The following is an 18,309-nucleotide window of genomic DNA, read 5'->3' on the forward strand; positions in this document are numbered from 1 at the left end:
GATGTTTCACGCCTACCCCACAGACACGTGGCTCGAGGCTCCGAAGCAAAGCTTCCCGTCCTCCCTCTCGGCCGACGAATTCAAAGCACTATTCCGTGGCCACCCAGGAGGTGTCGCCATCATCACGGCGGATGCCGGCGAGGGACCGGTGGCGCTGACGGTGTCGTCGGTCGTGTCTGTGAGTGCGGAACCTCCGTTGCTGATTTTCTCGGTCTCGGCACTGTCCTCTGCGTCCAAGGTGCTTTCGCGCGCCGAAACCGTCGTCGTGCACCTGCTGGACGCGCACGACGTCGACTTGGCGAAGCTTGGAGCGACCCCCGGCGCCGACCGCTTTGACCAGAAACACCGCTGGTCGGCCCTTGCAACCGGCGAAGCAGTATATGACGATGTCCGCGCCTGGGTGCGCTGCGCCGTCATCGATCGCATGGAGGTGGGGACCTCCACCATCATCGCCGTTCACGCCCTGGAGTCCCGCGTGATGCGTGACGTCCAAGCGGGCGAACCCGGCGACGCCCTGGTCTACCACAACCGTTCATGGCACCGTCTGGGCGAACATTCCAAGCTGGAAGGCTGAGCGCCGCGCCAACAAATCGAGGCGGCAAGCCAAACGGCTCACGACGGCGGGAGGTAACTCCCGCCGTCGTCCTCGTTATCGTCGGAGCGTCTTAAGCACCATACGGGCGATCGATGTGGCTCGGCGTTCCAATCAGTAGGACTTGTAAACATCTAAATGCAAGGACCCCGTAGAGAGGTCTTCCTGTACCCGAAGTGGGACTCGAACGCGATTCTGGGCCTTGTCATTGCTGGGATCCCGCGGGAACCTGCGGAATCCGGGCCAGTCCGGCGGAAGTACGGGCGAGTCCGAGGCCGGAGGTGTGGACATTGTCCACACTTTTCTCTTAGGGGAAGGCCGAGCTAACGCGGCACCAAATGATTCGAGATCACAGCGGCCGAGTCCCGTAGTTCAACGTCCCCAGCGGCGACCCCGACGACCAGTCCGAAGCCCTCGTCAGTGGTGAAGTCATGACGGTAGCCGTTGATCCACAACAACAGCACCATGAGCGTCCAAGCAGTCCGCTTGTTCCCATCAAGGAGTGGATGGAACCGCGCGACCGACTCAAGTACGGCAGCCGCCTTCACCGCTAGTTCCGCATAAGCTTCAGCACCCATGACCGTTGTCGCGGGCCTGGCCAATGCCGACGCCAACAAGCCGACGTCGCGGATATGGAAGCCGTACCGATCAACAACTTGAAGCGCATCCTCAATGTCAAGGTAAGCCGTCACGCGTCCTCAAGGCGCGTCAGCAGCTCAGCGTCATGACTCATCACAAAATCAAGGCCCTCACTGATTTCACGCCGGCGCGTGTGCCGCTGCAGAACCAACTCGGCCCCCTGCAACAGGAGTGCGGACTTGGACGTGTGTTCCTCGGCAGCCAATTCCTCCAGCCGTCGATCAAGGTCCTCAGGGACTCGAAGATTCATAGCCATGAAACCCATGGTACCAAAACGGTACCCTAGCGGGCCGGGATTAAGACATCCTCCACCGAGGGAAGTAAAACCGATAACGGCGCATATGTTCGATAGCTTCACTCCCTGATTCCGGCCTAAGCAGACGGGATATGGGCGGTGCGCCAAAGCGTTCTCCCGCACCCCCGGACAAAGTAGTGACGGTGTCCATACGGCACTGCAGCTCAAATGGTTCGTCGCGCTGCCTTCGATGGTGGAAGACGGTCATGGCGCAGGGCACCTCAAACGCCCATGGATGGCTGAGGCCCCCAGCAGGAGGGCTTCCACCGCAAACAGCCATCAACGCGCGCGGAGACAGAACAATGAAATCGCTCACCATCAAGGACCCCACTGATCTCCTCAGCTTCATCGGCCACACCCTTGGCTTCTGGCCCACCGAAGCCTCGTCTGCATCAGCCTCGATATAGACAAAGTCGGAGCCACCCTCCGCATCGACCTCCCAAAACAACCAAGCATGGAGATTCATTTCGCCCAAACAGTCGCCGCCTACCTCACCTCAGATGAACGGGCCAATGGCATCGTCTTCGCCCTCTACCTACTCCCCCTACGACCCCCTCCCGGCCCCGACATCGCCATCCCCCTCAGCACCACCGAATACTCCTAGGTCAAAGCCGAATTCATCTACCGCGGCAGCACCATCGAACCCACCAACCAAATAACCGTCCCCGCGGCGACAGACAAACAAGAGCACGCGACCGCCGTCGAACACCACAAACAAACCATCCTCCGCAAACCCCCAGCGGCAGCCACCCACGACGCCCACCGACTCTGGACCACCATGCTCGAGACCAAGGACTACCCCACGGATCAGGACGTCCTGAAGCTCATCGCCTACTACCAGTTCCCACACATCCGTGACCGCCTCATGGCAGACATCCCCGGCATCAACGAACCACCCGAAAACATCCTCTTCGCCCAAACCACCCAAGCCCCGAACTCGTCCAGGATCGAATGGGCCAAACAACTCCTCACCCACACCACACCCCAACACGCAGCACCCATCCTCACCGCCATCGGCTACATCAACTGGTGGGAAGGCCGAGGATCCAAAGCACACCAATACCTCCGACTCGCCCTCGACGCCGACCCCGGCTACCGCTTCGCACGCCTCACCGACCACATGCTCGGCGCCGGCATCATCGCAGGCTGGAACACCAACAAAAACACCGCCTACCGGAACAACCTGGATAGGCCGTGACAGAAGATCGGCAATGGCAGAGCCGATCCCCCGCGGATCGCGCATACCGCGTGCAACTCGAGATCGGGCCCTTTTCCGGTCGGCGGACGGAGCGTCGAACCCCGCATAGGTGGTTGATTCGACGGACTGGAACTTCGAAATCCACACATGAGTCCGAGGTCACCAGCCGACAGGGATAGTCGGGACCCGACTTCTCCTACCCCTGAGTCCTGGGCATCGAGGCCGTTGGCGTCGTCGACGCCGTTAGTGACGGCCTCGAATTTGCTCCCGGGCAGAAAGTCGCCGCCATGATGCGAGGACTCGGTCGATCCATCGACGGCAGCTACGCAGAGTAGGCCGTCGTCGACGCGGCGATGCACGGCAAGAGCGGTGCTATTCGCATGACAAACGTGATATATCGCAGGTAGCGCGTCAGCTGAGTCTTGCCCCACGTGGCGCGGCCGTCTTGCTCTGACCCGACTGCCTGTCGTCCTCCCAACATCCAAGCGCCCGGTCGTCCTCGCGCTCGTGGGTGACCCGAAGGAAGCCCGTCGCGGGCTGCGTACAGGATGCTGCAGCCGGGCGTTTATCGTGGCCGGGCGCCATGGCGAAGCAAAACCACCCACGGAAGCGGGGCTGCGCCGCTTCCGTGGGTGGCTGCTTTGGTTGTCGCGACGACGGTGTTTTCCGGGCCGTGGACTACGTCGTCCGGTCAGGCCTGCAGTCCGAGCAGCGTGGCAGCGTTGTCCTTAAGGATTGCCTTTCGTACCTCTTCCGTGTAGTGCAGGGACTCGAAGGCTTCCAGCCACTTGTCAGGGGTGATCAGGGGGAAATCCGTTCCGAACAGCAGCTTGTGCGAAAGGATCTTCCTTCCTGCCTGGACAAGGGATTCCGGGAAATGTTTCGGGCTCCACCCTGACAGATCGATGTAAACGTTCGCTTTGTGGGTGGCGATTGAGTTTGCTTCCTCCTGCCACGGAACGGACGGATGTGCCATGACGATTGTCAGCTTGGGGAAATCCGCGGCGACGTCGTCGAGCAGAAGCGGGTTGGAATGGCGGAGCTTGATGCCGCGCCCACCGGGGAGGCCTGCCCCCATCCCGTTTTGTCCGGTGTGGAAGATCGTCGGAAGTTCCAGCTCCTCAAGTGCAGCCCATAGCGGGTAATAGGCTTCGTCGTTCGGGTCGAAGGCCTGCAACGACGGGTGGAACTTGAATCCCCTCACCCCCAGCTCGTCCGCCTGACGCCTTGCGTTTTCCACAGCATCGGCCCCGGTTCGCGGGTCGACTGAACCGAACGGAATCAGGACGTCGTTGTTGCGTGCCGCGCCGGCCACCAGATCCTCGATCGAGTTTGGCTTGTGCCCCAGCGACGTACGGGCATCTACTGTGAACAGGACAGCGGCCATGCTGCGGGCCCGGTAGATCTCAGCGATCCGGTCCACGGACGGAGTCCGTTCCTGGGCACGGAAGTAATTGCTGGACGCGTCAAAAAAATCCTGCGGCATGGCCTTGTGACCGCAGCTGTCCACTTCCAGGTGCACATGCATGTCAATGGCGGCCAGGGAGCCGACATCAATGCCAGGTTCGTACCGGATAACCATGGTCCTATTTTCCTTTCCTGATCTGTGGACTGGGCCTCAAACGGGGGACGGTGGCGCGCTCTCGGCGCCAGCGCGCCCAGGCCCGGACTGCTGAACATGATGTGCTTCGGATGATGGATGATGTTGATGCCTGAACTGCTTCGCTTGCTCGATGAACCAGGGGACCGCTGAGGGGTTGGCCAGGGAGGCCAGGTTCACTGCTTTCGCTGGTTCCTTGCCGGCGAAAAGGTTCTTAATGGGCACCTCGATCTTCTTCCGGGCGTGCGTGAGCGGGATGTCGGGTGCGACGATGATCTCGTCCGGAACGTGCCGGGCCGAGGCATTGGCGCGGATCGTGGCCGTGATTCTTGCTTTGAGATCCTCGTCCAGCTCCACGTCCTGCTCCAGCGCTACGAAAAGCGGCATGTAGTATCCACCGCCCGGAAGTTCGAGTCCGATGACCAGTGATTCCTTGATCTCCGGCACGTGCTGGAGAGCGGCGTAGATGTCCGCGCTGCCCATTCGGACGCCGAATCGGTTAAGGGTTGCGTCGGAACGTCCGTGGACGATGAACGTTCCACGGGACGTCTCTGTGATCCAGTCGCCTTGGACCCAGGTCCCTGGAAATTTCCAGAAATATGACTCTTTGTATTTCGCTGCGTCCTTGTCGCCCCACAGAAACACGGGCATGGAGGGCATCGGTCTGGTGATGACCATGTCGCCGACTTGGTCAACAACCCGTTCTCCATCCTCGGACCATGCCTGGACTGCGACGCCCAGGAGGGGACCTTGAAGTTCGCCCAAGTGCACGGATTCGAGAGGGTTGGATCCGATGAATCCGCTGCAGATATCAGTCCCTCCGGTATCGGAACCCAGATGGACATCGCTCTTCACCTCGTCGTGGACCCACAGCCAGGTGGATTCCGGCAGCGGGGATCCAGTGGAAAGAATCGACCGGAGGCTGCTGAGATTCCAGCTGCTCCGGGGACACAGACCAGCCTTTTCCACCAGCGACAGATAGGCGGCGCCGACAGCGAACATGGTGGCACCCGTAAGTGAAATGATCTCGAATTGGCGGTCCTTGGACCCGAAAGTAGGTGAGCCAGCGTAGGTGACGATGCTGGCGCCCGCCATGAGGTTGGTGGACAGAGTGTTCCAGACCATCCAGGAAGTGTTGGCTGCAACGTAGTAGATGTCGCCAGGTCCCATGTCCTGGTTCAATCCGGTTCCCTTGAGCGCTTCGAGGGTTATCCCGCCGTGTCCGTGGACGATGCCTTTTGGCTGGCCGGTTGTACCGGATGAGAAGAGCACCCACAGCGGGTGTGAAAAGGGCAGGCGCCGGTAGCTGGGTCCCGTGTTCCCGGATGTCAGTTCGTCGAAGCCAAGCCACTGGGAGTGGGCGTCGGCCGATGCCCCCGCTGAAGTTGGCGCAGACTTTCCGTCGGCTCGCACAACGATCGTGTGCGAGAGTCCTGGTAGCCCATTTTCGACCGCCGCCAGATGGTCCGTCTGGTCGATGTGTTTGCCATTGAACTGATAGCCGTCCGCGCCGATCAGGATTCTGGGTTCGAGCTGCCGGATACGGTCCAGCGTGGCTGTCGCAGAAAGGTCCGGGGAATTGATCGTCCAGATGGCCCCAAGGCTGGCTGTGGCCAGCAGCCCGATGATGGCTTCGGGAATGTTGGGCAGGACAGCGGCCACGACATCACTCGGTCCGACCCCGAGATCGTCCAGGTGCGCGGCGAGGGAGGCCACCTGCCCTTCAAGCTGCTTCCAGGTAATGGTGGTGACATTGTTGTGCTCGTCAATGTTGTAAATGGCTACCCGATTCGCCAGCTTCGGGTCCTGTGCGTGGCGAAGAAGATTCTCAGCGAAATTCAGTCTGGCTTCGGGAAACCAGACGGCCGATGGCATGTGTTCCGAGGCCAGTACGGGTCCATCGAGTGCGTCTCCGAGAACATCGAAGTATTCCCGCACGGCTCCCCAGAATGCGGGCATCTCCTCAACGGACCAACGCCAGATTTCCCGGTAGGTGGTGGTTTGCACCCCGCGGTTCTCGGCCATCCAGCGCATGAAACTCCAGAGCCGGGTTTCGTGGCGCTGCTGGTCGGTAGGGGTCCACGTGATGGTGGGTTTCTGGGCCATGTCTCGTGGCATCGTCGCCTCGCTGTGTTCGTAGTGAAAGCCCGCTGCGGTGCGGACGGTTCGATGGTGGGGTATCCCGGACCCTGGTCCGGAATAACCAAGGGCTCTGGGGACTATTTTTGGGTTCGGTCCAGCAGGACCGGGTACTGGGCGATCCGCTCGAATGCCCTCTGGTACCGTTTGGTGATCTCATCGAGGTCATCCGGCGACAGCGCGGTCGACAGGTTGATCATTCCGCGGGTGGCGCTGTAAACGCCCTCCAGAAGCAGGCACAGGTGCAGCGTCTTCCTGAAGGCTGGGAAGTGCCCGGACTCGACGGCTTGGGCTGGAGCCGTCAGCGGGTGGACGTTGAGGATTGAACCGGCCCGGCTGACCGCGACGGCAACGCCGCTCCGGCGTGCGACGGCAGTGATGGACGTGGCGAGGTCAGCGGCCTGGGTGTTCAATTTCTCGATTGCAGTGCCGTCAAGGTAGTCCAGCGAGACCGAGCCTGCGGCGACCGCCGCGAGGTGGCCATTGAAGGTTCCGGCGTGCTCGAGCCGGCCCGGAGTGAAGGGCGAGGTGCTGTCCATGAGCGCGGCGCGGCCGCAAACGGCGCCGATGGGGAATCCCCCGCCGATGACCTTTCCGAGGACCGTCAGGTCAGGCGTGAGCCCTATCTCTCCCTGAGCGCCACCAGGGGCGGTGCGCAGGGACTGCACTTCATCCAGGACGAACAGCGTGCCCTTGGCCGAGGCGGCTTCCTGTGCTGCACGCAGGAAGTCGGCCGTTCCCGGAATGACGCCTCCTGCGCCAAGGAAGGGTTCCAGGAAAACGGCTGCAGTCTTCTCTGTGACGGCAGATTGCAAGGCCTGTACGTCGTTGTACGACACACGGACAATGTCGGGTTCGCCGGTCACGAACGGCGGAACGGAACCGTGATAACCTCCCTCCGCTATGACGATCTGGCGCCGGCCGGTAGCGTGCCTTGCAATCCGCACCGCCAAAGCCGACGCCTCGCTTCCGGAGTTCGTGAAGCGCACCAACTCCGCCGATGAAAGACGGGAACAGATTCGTTCGGCAAGACCGACCTGCTCGCGGTGGATCGAGGCGAAGGCAACGCCGGCGCTCAGCAATGGTCCGACCCGCTGAGCGATCGGGCCGAACCCGTTGCCGTGGACCAGAGACGTGTAGTTGTTCAGGACGTCCAGGTACTGGTTGCCATCGACATCCACGATCTGGCTGCCGGCGGCCGAGTCGATCACGCTGGGGAAAGGACCGTAGTAGGTAACCGATCGGGTTTCACCGCCGGGAAGGAACTGGCGGGCGTGGTTGAAGACTTCCAGGGAGACAGGACGGCTCGCCGCGTATTCACGCTGGATTTCCTGCGGGACGCCGGACAGTTCGCGTGCTGCGGTGGTCGCCTTCAGTGCCAGGGATTTCATGAGCTTCCTTCGGACGGGCATATCGACGTGATTTGCTTCACTAACAATAAGACTTGTACAACGTACAATTCAAGCCCTTTTGACGCTTTTGCCCCGGGAACGAGCGGCGCATCGCAGGGTTGCCGGGACTCCGCCCTCCACGTGCCGGCCCGCCAAGGCAGGGGCCGGCACATTCCAGAAAACCCCGAGGCCCTCAGTCTTGCGGGGTTGATTGCTTGATGGATTCGGCGATGCCGGCCAGCACCGCCTCCAGCATGAAGTCGAAGCTGTCATCCATGGGGTTGGTGGTTCCGGTATCCCAGCGGACCATGAAGGCCTTGTTCGCGACCACGGGGAGGTTCCTCGTCAGTGCGGTGTAGAGGCGTTCATCGAGCTTGTTCAACACGCCAAGCTGGTCCTCTCCATGGGGGGCTGCTGCGCCCCTGGTGGACAGCTCGAGCGAGACCCAGCCAATGAGGCAGCCGACGTAGGCGTTGTAGGCCTTGAGCAGGGCGGCGCCCTTCAGCCCCTTGTCGTTAAGGATACGAAGCACGCGTTCAACGAACGGCAGCGCCGGAAGCGAGGAATGCAGTTGGTTGCCGATGACGACGGCGAAGTTGGGGTGGCTGTGCATCGACTCACGGAAGCCGACCGCAGTGAGCCGCAGCCAGTCCCGCCAGTCGTGGGCCTTGTCGTCGGGAAGCTGCAACGCTTCGAAGATCAGCCCCGAAGCGTCGGCGACGAGCTGGTCCTTGCTGCCGATGTGCCAGTTGATCGCCGTGGGGTAAACGCCAAGCGCGTCAGCGACTTTGCGGATCGTCAGCGCCTGGAGTCCCTGCTCGTCAACTATGGTGACCGCTGCGTCCAGGATCTTGCCCTTGGTCAGCGGTGATTGTCCGTTCCTGCTAGTTTTCTGCACAGTTGCCATGATGCCAGTATTTTCGCCAGGACCGGTTAGGCCGATGACGGGTTGAGGGCATCTCCGACGCCCCGAATGGCGCGGTCGAGCCGTTCCAAGAGCTCGAGCGTTTCGTTCTCGGTGATGGTCAGGGGCGGGGCGATGATGCAGGCATCATTGAAGCCGCCGGTGGTCGGGTAGACGATGAGTCCTTGCTTGAATGCTTCCAACCTGGCCATTTCCGCGACTGCGCCGACGTGCAGGCCTGGATTGTGAAACTCGACTGCCCGGAGCATTCCGAGGCCGCGCGTTTCGGAAACGATTGCGTGCCGGAATGCGATCTTCCGTAGCCCGGCCGCGAGGAGCTCGCCGCATGCTGCGCTTGCCTCCACAAGGTTTTCATCGAGGAGGACTCCGAGGACCTCTCTGGCCACAGCTACGGAAAGCGGATTGCCTCCGTAGGTGTGCCCCCCGAGGATGCGCCCGGAGCCGTGGGCTATTGCGTCCAGAACCCTGGAATTCAACAGGGTCGCCGCGATGGGGGTGTAGCCGGCGCCGAGCCCCTTGCCCAGGGCGACCAGATCGGGCCGAACGCCCCAGTGATCGACGGCCAGCATCTTGCCCGTCCGGCCCATGCCGGTCATGACTTCGTCGGCGATGAGCAGTATCCCGTACTTGTCGCAGATTCCGCGAAGACCTTCCAGGTACCCCGCGGGGAGCAGGTTCGCCCCAAGGGTGGCGCCGCTGACCGGCTCAAAGAGGATCCCGGCGACGTCGCCCGCCCGTGCCCTGATCTGCGCTTCGACACCGGCCAGCAGCGCATCAACATCCATCTGATGTGAACTGCCGCCCTGATCCTGGGATTCGTAGGGTGAAGGAAGTGTGTGGAAGTTGTAGGCCAGCTGCCCGGCGACGGCGCGGCGGGCGTGGCCTGACAACGAGAGGGCGCCGAGCGTGTTTCCGTGGTAGCTGTGAGAATGGGACAGGAACCATGAACGTTCCTCGCCGATCTCCCGGTAGTACTGCAGGGCGAACTGAAGTGTGGCTTCGACAGCCTCGGATCCTGACCCGACGAACCAGGAACCGGCGTAGCCTGTGGCCTCGGAGAGCTTGGCCGCCGTGTCGTACATGGCCTGCGAAACGAAGGCGCCCCGGTGGACGAAAGTGACCTTGTCCGCCTGCTCGTTCATGGCCCGCAGGACACGGGGGTGGGAGTGTCCGATGTTGACTACGACGGCCCCGGAACACCCGTCGATGTACTCGTTTCCCAGCGAGTCGACCAGCCACACGCCATGCGCGCGCTCGATGAGAGGCAAGCTGCTGCCGACCTTGTTCTGAATCAGTGGGCCAGCGCCCTCTTTGGTGTTCATGATTTCTCTCAGTGGTAGTGGACCCGGCCGACATGAACGCGCATCAGCCATATCATGATTGTATAAAAAACAGTCCGTCTTGTACAGCGTACAATACAACTCCGCGGGTTCCTGTGGACATCCTGGGCGGCCGGAAGGATCGCTCCCGGCCGCCCAAGGAAGCCGGCTCGGTCAGACTCCGGGGCTGGATTGAGTCGCGGGCTGCCGCGGCTCCTCCGTTGCTGGATCATCCTCCAACACGGCCGGGCGTAGAGACTTGCGCTTCTGGTGAATGAACCCCAGACAGGTGAACAGGATTGCAGCGCCGGTGCTCAGGGCCAGCGACAGGCGCGTCTCTTCGGCATAGGCAAGTGCCACAATGACGCTTGCGAGTGCGGCCAGGACGACGATGCCGCCGAACGGGTGGGCCCACATCTTCAGTGCCAGCGCCTTGGCTCCGTCTTGGCCCATCCGGGCACGGCTCCGCAACTGGGTCACTGCGATAAATGCATAGACAAAGACAGCGATCGCGCCGGACGATGACAGGAGGAACATAAACAGGTCCGGCCCGGGGACAAAGTAGTTGGCCGCAACGGTGAGAAAACCTCCGGTGGAAGCAAAAAGGACGGCGCGGACCGGGACGCCGCGCTTGTTGGTCACGGTGAGCGACTTGGGCAGTTCACCGCGGTCTGCGGCAGCGTAGATCATGCGGGATGTGACGAATATGCCGGAATTCATCAGGGACAGCATCGCTGTGATGATCACGATGCTCATGATCACGGCGGCGGCCGGCAACCCCAGTCGTTCGAACACCAGGGCATAGGGGCCTGCTAGCAGGGCCCCATCACCTGCGGGGACCAGGGCGATGATCACGGCAATGGATCCCACGTAGAACACCAGGATGCGGGCCACAACGGTCCGGATGGCTCGGCGGACAGCCATTGCCGGGTCCTTCGCTTCGGCGGCCGCGATGGTCACCGATTCGGATCCGAAGAAGGAGAAGAAGACTGTCACGGTAGCCAGCCACACCGGCGTCCAGCCGTTGGGGACGAAGGATCCGGTGAAGTTCGAAAGTCCTGGGGACTCAAAGCCTGGAATGAATCCAAGGATGGCCAGGACGCCAAAGAGGATGAAGCCGCCGATGGTGAGGACCTTAATAAGCGAGATCCAGAATTCAAACTCTCCGAAGACCTTGGCTGCCGCGAGGTTGATGCCCGTGAAGGCGACCATGAAGATCAGCGCCCACACCCAAGGGGCGACGGCCGGTACGAACGAGTGCATGATCGACGCCGCCGCGGTCGCTTCGTAGCCGATTGTGATCATCCACGTGTACATGTAGAGATAGCTAAGGGTCACGCCGGACCATGGCCCCAGTTCGCGTGCGGCATACGAAGCGAACGACCCCGAATCGGGGGAAGCGACAGCCAGCTCGGCCAGCATCCTCATGATCAGTACCAGCACTGCCCCGATGCCGATGTAGGCGACGATGACGGCCGGTCCGGCCGAATGGATGACCCCTCCACTGCCAGCGAAGAGGCCCGCCCCAATGACGCCACCAATCGCGATCATGCCGATTTGGCGGTTGCTGAGGGTTCTTTTTAGCCTGCCCGATTCTAGGGCAGGTGCGAGCTGGGAATCCATTGTGTACCTCTCAAAGGTGGAACGGGACGGACGGAGATCCTGCAGGCAAGGTCCGCTCAGGCCGGTGTGCGGCCCACGGCCGAATTCAAGGGCGCCAAGATGTGGTTCATCCAATCCCTCGGGTGTGATCAACATCTCTTTCCTTGTCTGCTGAACAATGATTGCGCAACTACGTACAAATATCAATGTTTTTAAAACAAGATGTCTTTGGCCTTGCACGGTGGTGTCCGTGACGCGGACGTCGCCGCCGGAGCCTTCAGCGCTCCGCGGCCAGGTCCATGAACACGTTCGTCTTCGGGTAGAGCCACAGGTCTCGCCCCACGAGTTCCTTGAAGTTGATGCGGTGGCGCTCGCCGTTGAAGCGCGGCTCGATGCCGTCGTGCCGTGCACTTTCGCGCAGCACGCGGGAGAGTCCACCAGCAGGTACACGGTGCCTGCACGGACGGCTTCCTGGATTTCCTTGCGGCTGCGGATCTCGACCACCACCGGTTCAATGGCCGCTGGGCCCGAAGACGGGAAATACATCAGGTCCGGTGACCATTACCATGCTTTCCACAGCCATTGCGAAAAGAGTCGCGTACCGGCGCGAAAGTTCAAACTTGGACAGATCAGCCGCGGTCATCGAAGTACCCTCACGGGCAAGCTTCAGCAGCCTGTTCCGGTGAACCAACTGGCCAGCCGGCAAGGGACGATCAAGCGCGCCAGGTAGTGAGCCGGTCGATGTGCTCGCGCATCGAGCGTGCGTTGGGGCGCAGCGGTGCTTGCCAACCGACAATGGCTTAGCGCTACTTCTCCGCGCATTGGTCCGGGACCCCGAGACCTGTCCGTTTTTGGGGTGCTCGGTCGTTGCGCAAGGCGACTTATCGGGGAGTGCGGGCTCCAAGATTGAAGTGTATGCCCGAGAGCAACTCATACCGAGGTCCCGCCAACGCGCTCACGCTAACGGGCGGAGCCGCAGCCCCTGCATGTCTCCGTCAACCGCGAGCGAGGTCCCCGCCGTCGAGCCGGACAAGGGGCTGGCTAAATAGGCCACGGCACCGGCGACCTCGGCCGCGTCCACCATGCGGCCGTGCGGTTAGCGGGCGTTCAGCGCGGCTCGTTCGGCCTCTGGGCACGCGGCCGAGTCGAGGAGTCGGCTCACCCAGGGGGTGTCCACGGTGCCGGGACTCACGCAGTTGACCCGGATTCGTTCGCGGATGTGGTCGGCGGCCAGGGTCAGGGACAGCACTGCACCCTTCGACGCCGAATAGAGCGCCCGCTGCTGGAGCCCCGCCGTCGCCGCGATGGAACCCGTATTCACGATGGCCGCCGCGGGTGAGTTCCGCAGGTGCGGCAGGGCGGCGCGGCTCACTCGCACGGTCCCGAGGAGGTTGACGTCCAGCACACGATGCCATTCGGCGTCATCGTTCGCTGTGATGTCGCCCTGGGCGCCGATGCCGGCGTTATTAATGACACGTCCAGCCGGCCGAACTGCCGGGCAGCGGCGATAAGAACGCATCGGCAGGGATCAATTGATCTTCTCGCAGTCTTTCTTGACACTCATCACCACCAGTGCCGGGTTGCGGCGGGTCATGAGCGTCTATGGCCAGATGAACCGCTCAAACCTGGCCAAGCACGACCTGCAAGCCAAGGTTCTCACAGCGTTCGCGGCGACGTCACACTTCAACCCGAACGAAAACTGGTTCCCGGTATGCATCGCACTGGAAGCACCAACCGCGGATCCTGTACTGCTGACTAGGGCAGCCCATGCCCTGCTTCCACAGGTCCACGAGGGCGTCTAGTATGTCAGGGCCGGGATCATGGTCACGGAACTGCGGCCACGGGAACCAAAAACCCCTGAAGAACCCGCACGAGGAACCCGGCATTGGGATCCTCTTGGAGGACGTCTCCAATCGCTACGGCCGCGGTGCCATTGGCTTAGGTCACGCCGGCATCAAAGGGCGGACCCGACTGGAGCATGAAACGCGACATGCTCCCCCAGACCACCAGCCACTGGGACGAGCTGCCGCTCGTCTGAGCCGCTCCCCTATAGAAAGGAAAGCTGTCAGACCATGGCACCGGAAGCATCACAAACCCTGCGGGAAGTCGCTGTGCGGTTCAGCTCGGATGGCACTTCCCTGGTGATTCGTTACGATTGTTGGATCTGGATGGTTGATACCAACCTCACACCGCGCACTGGGTCTCCCGGGGCACCTGGTGGGAAACCAGCCCAGGGCAGCCGTCGGCACCGGCGACATGGTGAATGTTGAACACTGGCGAATCCAAGCAAAACTCCCGGCAGCCGGCTCAGAGCTTCGCGCGTTCACGCTGTGCCGGGAGTCCCAAACTCTTGGTGTCGACACTCAGCTCGATCGATACAAACGAAGGGGTACTCATAATCGACCCTCGACGTTGCCTCCTTTGCAGCTTCCCTGCTGGTGAGGTGCATTGGTCCGCGCGTGACCAAGGGTTTGGAAGGAACCCCTGCCTCCAAGGCATGACTAATTCCTACCGGTAAGACAAACCAAAACCCAACGGAACTCGACCTGCCCGAAAAATGAATACCAAGACACGCTTGGTCTTATAAATTCCTTGGTGAGATGCGTTCACTAGTGGGGCCCCTTCGGCAGGGACAATGCGGGGTGGGGTATCGTCCAGAGGCTTTTTCTTTTCGGCGCAATAGAAATGCCGGTGTGACTAAGGACCGATAACTACGGTATGAGAATGCCTTTCCCTTGAAGTCGGCCCTCTTCAATTTCCTGATGCGCGCGGCACGCATCTGATAGGGGGTATTGTGCGCTTACAAAGACCTTGAGTGCATTGCTCCCAGCAGCAGTGAAGATCTCCGAGGAGCGCCATCGCCGCTCGACGGGATTTTGCAAATACGAAGCCATGGATGGCTGCATGAGGGTGATTGACTTTTCGGCTATCGTTCCTTGCAGGTCGACGGGAGGGACAGGACCCGAGCGTTGGCCGAACGACACCAAGGCGCCGCGAACAGTGAGCGAGGCAACTGATTCAGCAAAGGTGTCCCTACCGACGCAGTCGTACACAACATCGACCCCGCGGCCATCGGTAAGGTTGCGGACGTCCGTGTTGAAGTCGGCGCGATGGAAGTTTTGATCTGCTCCGGCTTGCAGAGCGAGGGCTTCCCGTTGGTCCGTCGGCGCAGTAGTTATGACCCGGGCGCCCTTGGCCTTGAGCAGTTGGATAAGGAGCAAGCCCATTTCGTCTCCGTCTGTGTTGACCAGGGCCGTGTGGTGGCCGGCTACAGCAAAGGAGGAATTTACCAAGTAGTGGGCAGTCAGTCCTTGGAAGGTTAGCGCGGCCGCGGTGACATTGTCGACGTCATCAGGTATTGGCAATGCTTTTTCCGCGTCAACCAGGACGTATTCCGCGTAGCAGCCGACGCTTTCTGCCGTGGCTATGCGATCGCCCTCGCTAAATTCCTCAGACCCTTCTGCTGCTTCAACAACAGTGCCTGAGGCTTCCGTGCCGGGTATGTAGGGATAAAGAGTCTTGCGCGTGCCTCTTCGTTCAAGGGTGTCTCTGAAGTTGATCCCAGCAGCGGCCACCCGCACCAGCAACTGCCCCCGCTGAGGGACAGGGCGTGGAACCGTTAGATAGTTCAAGACTTCGGGTCCGCCGGCGCGGGTGGCAACGATTGCGTGTGGCATAGCGTCCTTGGTGTGAGTTTCAGTTGGTTCCGGCCGCCTGTAGGTTCAACGCCACGTCGACAATCATGTCTTCCTGTCCTCCTACGTAGCCGGCTTTGCCCACTTCCTGGAGAATCTGCCAGGCCGGCACCCCGTAGCGTTCTGCTGCCCGCTCTGCATGGATAAGGAATGAGGAATAGACCCCGGCGTAGCCTTGCATGATTGAAGCACGATCCATGACGGGCATGCGGGTGATGATCGGTTTCACGATATCTTCCGCTGCGGCCATCAGACCCTGGGTGTCTACGCCCGTCGAGATATTGAGCCGGTCGAATGCTGCAGCAAGTACTTCCGTGGGCGAATTGCCTGCCCCTGCTCCCAGGGCAACAAGAGTGCCGTCGATCTGCCGCGCACCGGCGCGTACAGCGAAGACAGAATTGGCGACGCCGAAGCTCAGGTTTTGGTGGCCGTGGAACCCTACCTGCGCATCGGCACCGAGTTCGGTCACCAGGGCCGCGACCCGATCCGCGACATCTTCAAGAATCAGGGCACCGGCTGAGTCGACGACGTAGACACACTGGCATCCGGAATCGGCCATGATGCGGGCCTGCTTGGCGAGTTCCTCGGGACTGGCACGATGCGAGAGCATGAGGAAACCTACGGTTTCCATACCTAAATCCCGAGCATGGGAGAAGTGCTGCGTGGAGATGTCTGCTTCGGTGCAGTGGGTCGCGATCCGGGCAACTGTTGCGCCGACGTCGTATGCCTGGTTGAGGTCGTGAATGGTGCCGAGGCCCGGAAGCATGAGCACGGCGATCCTGGCGCGTTCGGCTTCATCGACGGCGGCCTTGATGAGTTGCAGTTCCGGCGTCAGGGAAAACCCGTAGTTGAAGGACGAGCCACCCAGGCCGTCTCCGTGGGTCACCTCGATCACTTCGACATGGGCATCGTCGAGTGCCCGGACTACGCTTCGTACATGCGCTTCGGTGAATCGGTGACTCATTGCGTGTGAACCATCGCGCAGGGTGGTATCTGTCAGACGGATGCTGGAACCGCTGTTTTCGGTAGGGCTCATGACTGGCTCCCGGTGTTCTCGGTGGAGGCTGTGACGAGCTCAGACTCGTCCATCTTCTCGGCAAGGAGGTCTGCGGTGCGGGTTGCAGCCGCAGTGATAATGTCCAGGTTGCCGGCATATTCGGGTAGGTAGTCTGCGGCACCTTTGACTTGGACCCACACGCCCACTCTTCCGGCACCATTCCAATCGTCGCGGGAGCTATCGAACTGTGGTTCGACACGCAGTTCGTAACCAGGAACGTATTCGCGGGTTTTTTCGACAGCCTCGGCGATCGCAGCCCGGATTCGCTCCTGGGTTGGACCCGGTTCGGCCGCTTCTGCCGGTATGGCGCAGTAGATGGTGTTCCTCATGATCATGGGCGGTTCAACCGGGTTGATGATGATGATCGCTTTGCCTTGCTTGGCACCACCGACAGCCTGGAGCGCCTCTGCGGTAGTTTCGGTGAACTCATCGACGTTGGCCCGTGTGCCGGGGCCGGCAGACTTCGAGGCTATGGATGCCACGATTTCTGCATAATCCACTGGGACTACGGACGAGATAGCCGCAACGATCGGCGTCGTCGCTTGGCCGGCGCAGGTAATCATGTTGACGTTCATGGTGTCGGTGATCGATTCCAAATTCACTACCGGGGCGACGTAAGGCCCCACCGCGGCAGGAGTGAGGTCGATGGCTCGGATGCCCGCCTCTCGATACTTCGGGGCGTTCGCGGCGTGGGCTTTAGCGGAAGTACATTCGAACACAAAGTCCGGTTTGTCCTCCTGCGCCAGCAGCCACTCGACGCCTTCTGAAGAGACTGTCACGCCGAGGCGGGCTGCGCGGGCAAGGCCGTCAGAGTTGGGGTCTATGCCGATCATGTATTTGACTTCGACGTTTTTCGAGCGTCGCATGATCTTGAACATCAAGTCGGTCCCGATGTTGCCTGAACCGACAATTGCGGCGGTCTTCTTGGCCATGTGGGTTTCCTTTGATTGGTAGCCGTTGATATGCGTGGGCTAGGTGAAGTGGATTGTCAGGGATCCAAGGACGCCGAAGTCTGCGGTCGCGCTGCTGTCAGCAACCACAGGAAGGGCCTTGGTGAATGATCCCGGGAGGACAAGGTGTCCGGCTTCCAAGACAACGCCTTGTTCTCCCAAAATGTTGGCCAACCAAACCAGCGCCAGGATCGGGTCACCCATGACAGCCTGGCCAGTACCGGTTTCCACAGGATGGTCATCAATGCGCAGGGTGCATTCGACCTGTTTGAGTTCGTCGACGCGGATATCCAGCGGCGTCCGGCCAACTGCGATGGCGCCGCAGGAAGCATTGTCCGCCACAGTGTCCACCAATCGGATATTCCAGTCAGCGATGCGTGAATCGATAATTTCGATCGCTGGGTAGACGGCTTCCACGGCATCAACTGCTTGCTGGTAGGTGACACCGGGGCCCTGGAGTGACTCTTTGAGCAGGAAGCCGAATTCTGGCTCAACTTTTGGAGAGATGAAACTGTCGCTGGGGATCTGCGCTCCGTCGTAGTGGACCATGTCTTCGAAGAAGAAGCCGAAGTCGGGCGAGTCGACGCCAAGTTGTGCTTGCATGGCTTGGGAGGTCAAGCCGACTTTCCTTCCGGCGAGGATCCGACCGGCTGCCTGGTGTTGCTTCAATTGGTCGGCCTGTACCTCGTACGCATCCCGGATGTTCATGGAGGCCAGCCGGTCACGCAGTGGTGGCACAGGGGCTCTGGTTATTGTGGCGGTGAGCAGCTCTTGGGCGAAGCCCTGCAGGACCTCTTCCCGCCGCTGCCCGGTCTTGGTGGTTGTATGCATTGTTGTTCCTATCAGCGCGTGAAGACCTGCCGGTTTGTCGTTGTTGGCAGCTGGAGGTCCATGAACGGTCCTCGAC

The 18,309-nt window shown here is 61.1% G+C and carries 15 protein-coding genes and 4 pseudogenes; 4 read left to right on the plus strand and 15 right to left on the minus strand.

Going from position 1 to position 18,309, the window contains the following annotated elements; translation table 11 throughout:
* The first annotated feature begins 1 nt into the window (after position 1).
* Positions 2 to 574, plus strand: coding sequence for a flavin reductase family protein (locus tag AB0N65_RS09720; protein WP_364160548.1), 573 nt, complete (start codon positions 2 to 4; stop codon positions 572 to 574).
* A 341-nt stretch (positions 575 to 915) separates the two neighbouring features.
* Here AB0N65_RS09720 and AB0N65_RS09725 read toward each other — a convergent pair whose 3' ends face one another.
* Together AB0N65_RS09725 and AB0N65_RS09730 are read right to left on the minus strand one after the other, a co-directional pair.
* Complete coding sequence (locus AB0N65_RS09725; protein WP_364160550.1) at positions 916 to 1,284, minus strand: Fic family protein; 369 nt, start codon at positions 1,282 to 1,284, stop codon at positions 916 to 918.
* A complete protein-coding gene (locus AB0N65_RS09730) occupies positions 1,281 to 1,481 on the minus strand; it encodes a ribbon-helix-helix protein, CopG family (RefSeq protein ID WP_364160552.1) in 201 nt (66 codons plus the stop codon). The genes AB0N65_RS09725 and AB0N65_RS09730 overlap by 4 nt, the downstream gene beginning before the upstream one ends.
* A gap of 499 nt (positions 1,482 to 1,980) precedes the next feature.
* Here AB0N65_RS09730 and AB0N65_RS09735 point away from each other — a divergent pair, with 499 nt between their 5' ends.
* Entirely contained in the window at positions 1,981 to 2,130 is a 150-nt protein-coding gene (locus AB0N65_RS09735) for a hypothetical protein (protein WP_364160554.1), read from the plus strand.
* Positions 2,131 to 2,247: 117 nt separating this feature from the next.
* Positions 2,248 to 2,724 carry a DUF4192 family protein gene (locus AB0N65_RS09740; RefSeq protein ID WP_364160729.1) on the plus strand — a complete coding sequence of 159 codons (477 nt, stop codon included), beginning with the start codon at positions 2,248 to 2,250 and terminating at the stop codon, positions 2,722 to 2,724.
* Between the two features lie 691 nt (positions 2,725 to 3,415).
* On the opposite strand, the gene AB0N65_RS09745 is transcribed toward AB0N65_RS09740, so the two are convergent.
* The 9 genes and pseudogenes from AB0N65_RS09745 to AB0N65_RS09785 all read right to left on the minus strand — a co-directional run.
* Entirely contained in the window at positions 3,416 to 4,306 is an 891-nt protein-coding gene (locus AB0N65_RS09745) for an amidohydrolase family protein (protein WP_364160556.1), read from the minus strand.
* A 36-nt stretch (positions 4,307 to 4,342) separates the two neighbouring features.
* A complete protein-coding gene (locus tag AB0N65_RS09750) occupies positions 4,343 to 6,430 on the minus strand; it encodes an acetoacetate--CoA ligase (RefSeq protein WP_364160558.1) in 2,088 nt (695 codons plus the stop codon).
* Positions 6,431 to 6,543: 113 nt separating this feature from the next.
* On the minus strand, positions 6,544 to 7,854 hold the full coding sequence (locus AB0N65_RS09755) for an aminotransferase class III-fold pyridoxal phosphate-dependent enzyme (RefSeq protein ID WP_364160560.1): 1,311 nt from the start codon (positions 7,852 to 7,854) through the stop codon (positions 6,544 to 6,546).
* A 193-nt stretch (positions 7,855 to 8,047) separates the two neighbouring features.
* The gene (locus tag AB0N65_RS09760) at positions 8,048 to 8,761 is read right to left on the minus strand and encodes a TetR/AcrR family transcriptional regulator C-terminal domain-containing protein (protein ID WP_364160562.1); all 714 of its coding nucleotides are present in this window, start codon (positions 8,759 to 8,761) and stop codon (positions 8,048 to 8,050) included.
* A gap of 26 nt (positions 8,762 to 8,787) precedes the next feature.
* A complete protein-coding gene (locus tag AB0N65_RS09765) occupies positions 8,788 to 10,101 on the minus strand; it encodes an aminotransferase class III-fold pyridoxal phosphate-dependent enzyme (protein ID WP_364160564.1) in 1,314 nt (437 codons plus the stop codon).
* Positions 10,102 to 10,272: 171 nt separating this feature from the next.
* Positions 10,273 to 11,721: an amino acid permease gene (locus AB0N65_RS09770; protein WP_364160731.1), complete on the minus strand. Its 1,449-nt coding sequence runs from the start codon at positions 11,719 to 11,721 to the stop codon at positions 10,273 to 10,275.
* A gap of 216 nt (positions 11,722 to 11,937) precedes the next feature.
* Positions 11,938 to 12,246, minus strand: a pseudogene (locus AB0N65_RS09775) (4-hydroxybenzoate 3-monooxygenase); the annotation flags it as partial.
* 7 nt (positions 12,247 to 12,253) lie between these two features.
* Positions 12,254 to 12,485, minus strand: a pseudogene (locus AB0N65_RS09780) (hypothetical protein); the annotation flags it as partial.
* 170 nt (positions 12,486 to 12,655) lie between these two features.
* Positions 12,656 to 13,174: pseudogene (locus tag AB0N65_RS09785) on the minus strand (SDR family oxidoreductase); the annotation flags it as partial.
* Between the two features lie 37 nt (positions 13,175 to 13,211).
* Here AB0N65_RS09785 and AB0N65_RS09790 point away from each other — a divergent pair.
* Positions 13,212 to 13,738 (plus strand): annotated as a pseudogene (locus tag AB0N65_RS09790) (DUF4113 domain-containing protein); the annotation flags it as partial.
* A gap of 673 nt (positions 13,739 to 14,411) precedes the next feature.
* Here AB0N65_RS09790 and AB0N65_RS09795 read toward each other — a convergent pair.
* The 4 genes from AB0N65_RS09795 to AB0N65_RS09810 are packed head-to-tail and all read right to left on the minus strand — an operon-like array spanning position 14,412 to position 18,233.
* Positions 14,412 to 15,377 carry a quinone oxidoreductase gene (locus AB0N65_RS09795; RefSeq protein WP_364160566.1) on the minus strand — a complete coding sequence of 322 codons (966 nt, stop codon included), beginning with the start codon at positions 15,375 to 15,377 and terminating at the stop codon, positions 14,412 to 14,414.
* Between the two features lie 19 nt (positions 15,378 to 15,396).
* Entirely contained in the window at positions 15,397 to 16,431 is a 1,035-nt protein-coding gene (gene dmpG / locus AB0N65_RS09800; RefSeq protein ID WP_364160568.1) for a 4-hydroxy-2-oxovalerate aldolase, read from the minus strand.
* Positions 16,428 to 17,384 (minus strand): acetaldehyde dehydrogenase (acetylating), encoded by a 957-nt coding sequence (locus tag AB0N65_RS09805; protein WP_062096540.1) that lies wholly within the window; start codon positions 17,382 to 17,384, stop codon positions 16,428 to 16,430. The genes dmpG and AB0N65_RS09805 overlap by 4 nt, the downstream gene beginning before the upstream one ends.
* Before the next feature lie 39 nt (positions 17,385 to 17,423).
* On the minus strand, positions 17,424 to 18,233 hold the full coding sequence (locus AB0N65_RS09810; protein WP_364160571.1) for a 2-oxopent-4-enoate hydratase: 810 nt from the start codon (positions 18,231 to 18,233) through the stop codon (positions 17,424 to 17,426).
* Between the last annotated feature and the right edge of the window lie 76 nt (positions 18,234 to 18,309).

Origin of the sequence: Paenarthrobacter sp. NPDC089322, assembly GCF_040684895.1 — a bacterium.
In the GTDB taxonomy this organism is placed as follows: Bacteria; Actinomycetota; Actinomycetes; order Actinomycetales; family Micrococcaceae; genus Arthrobacter.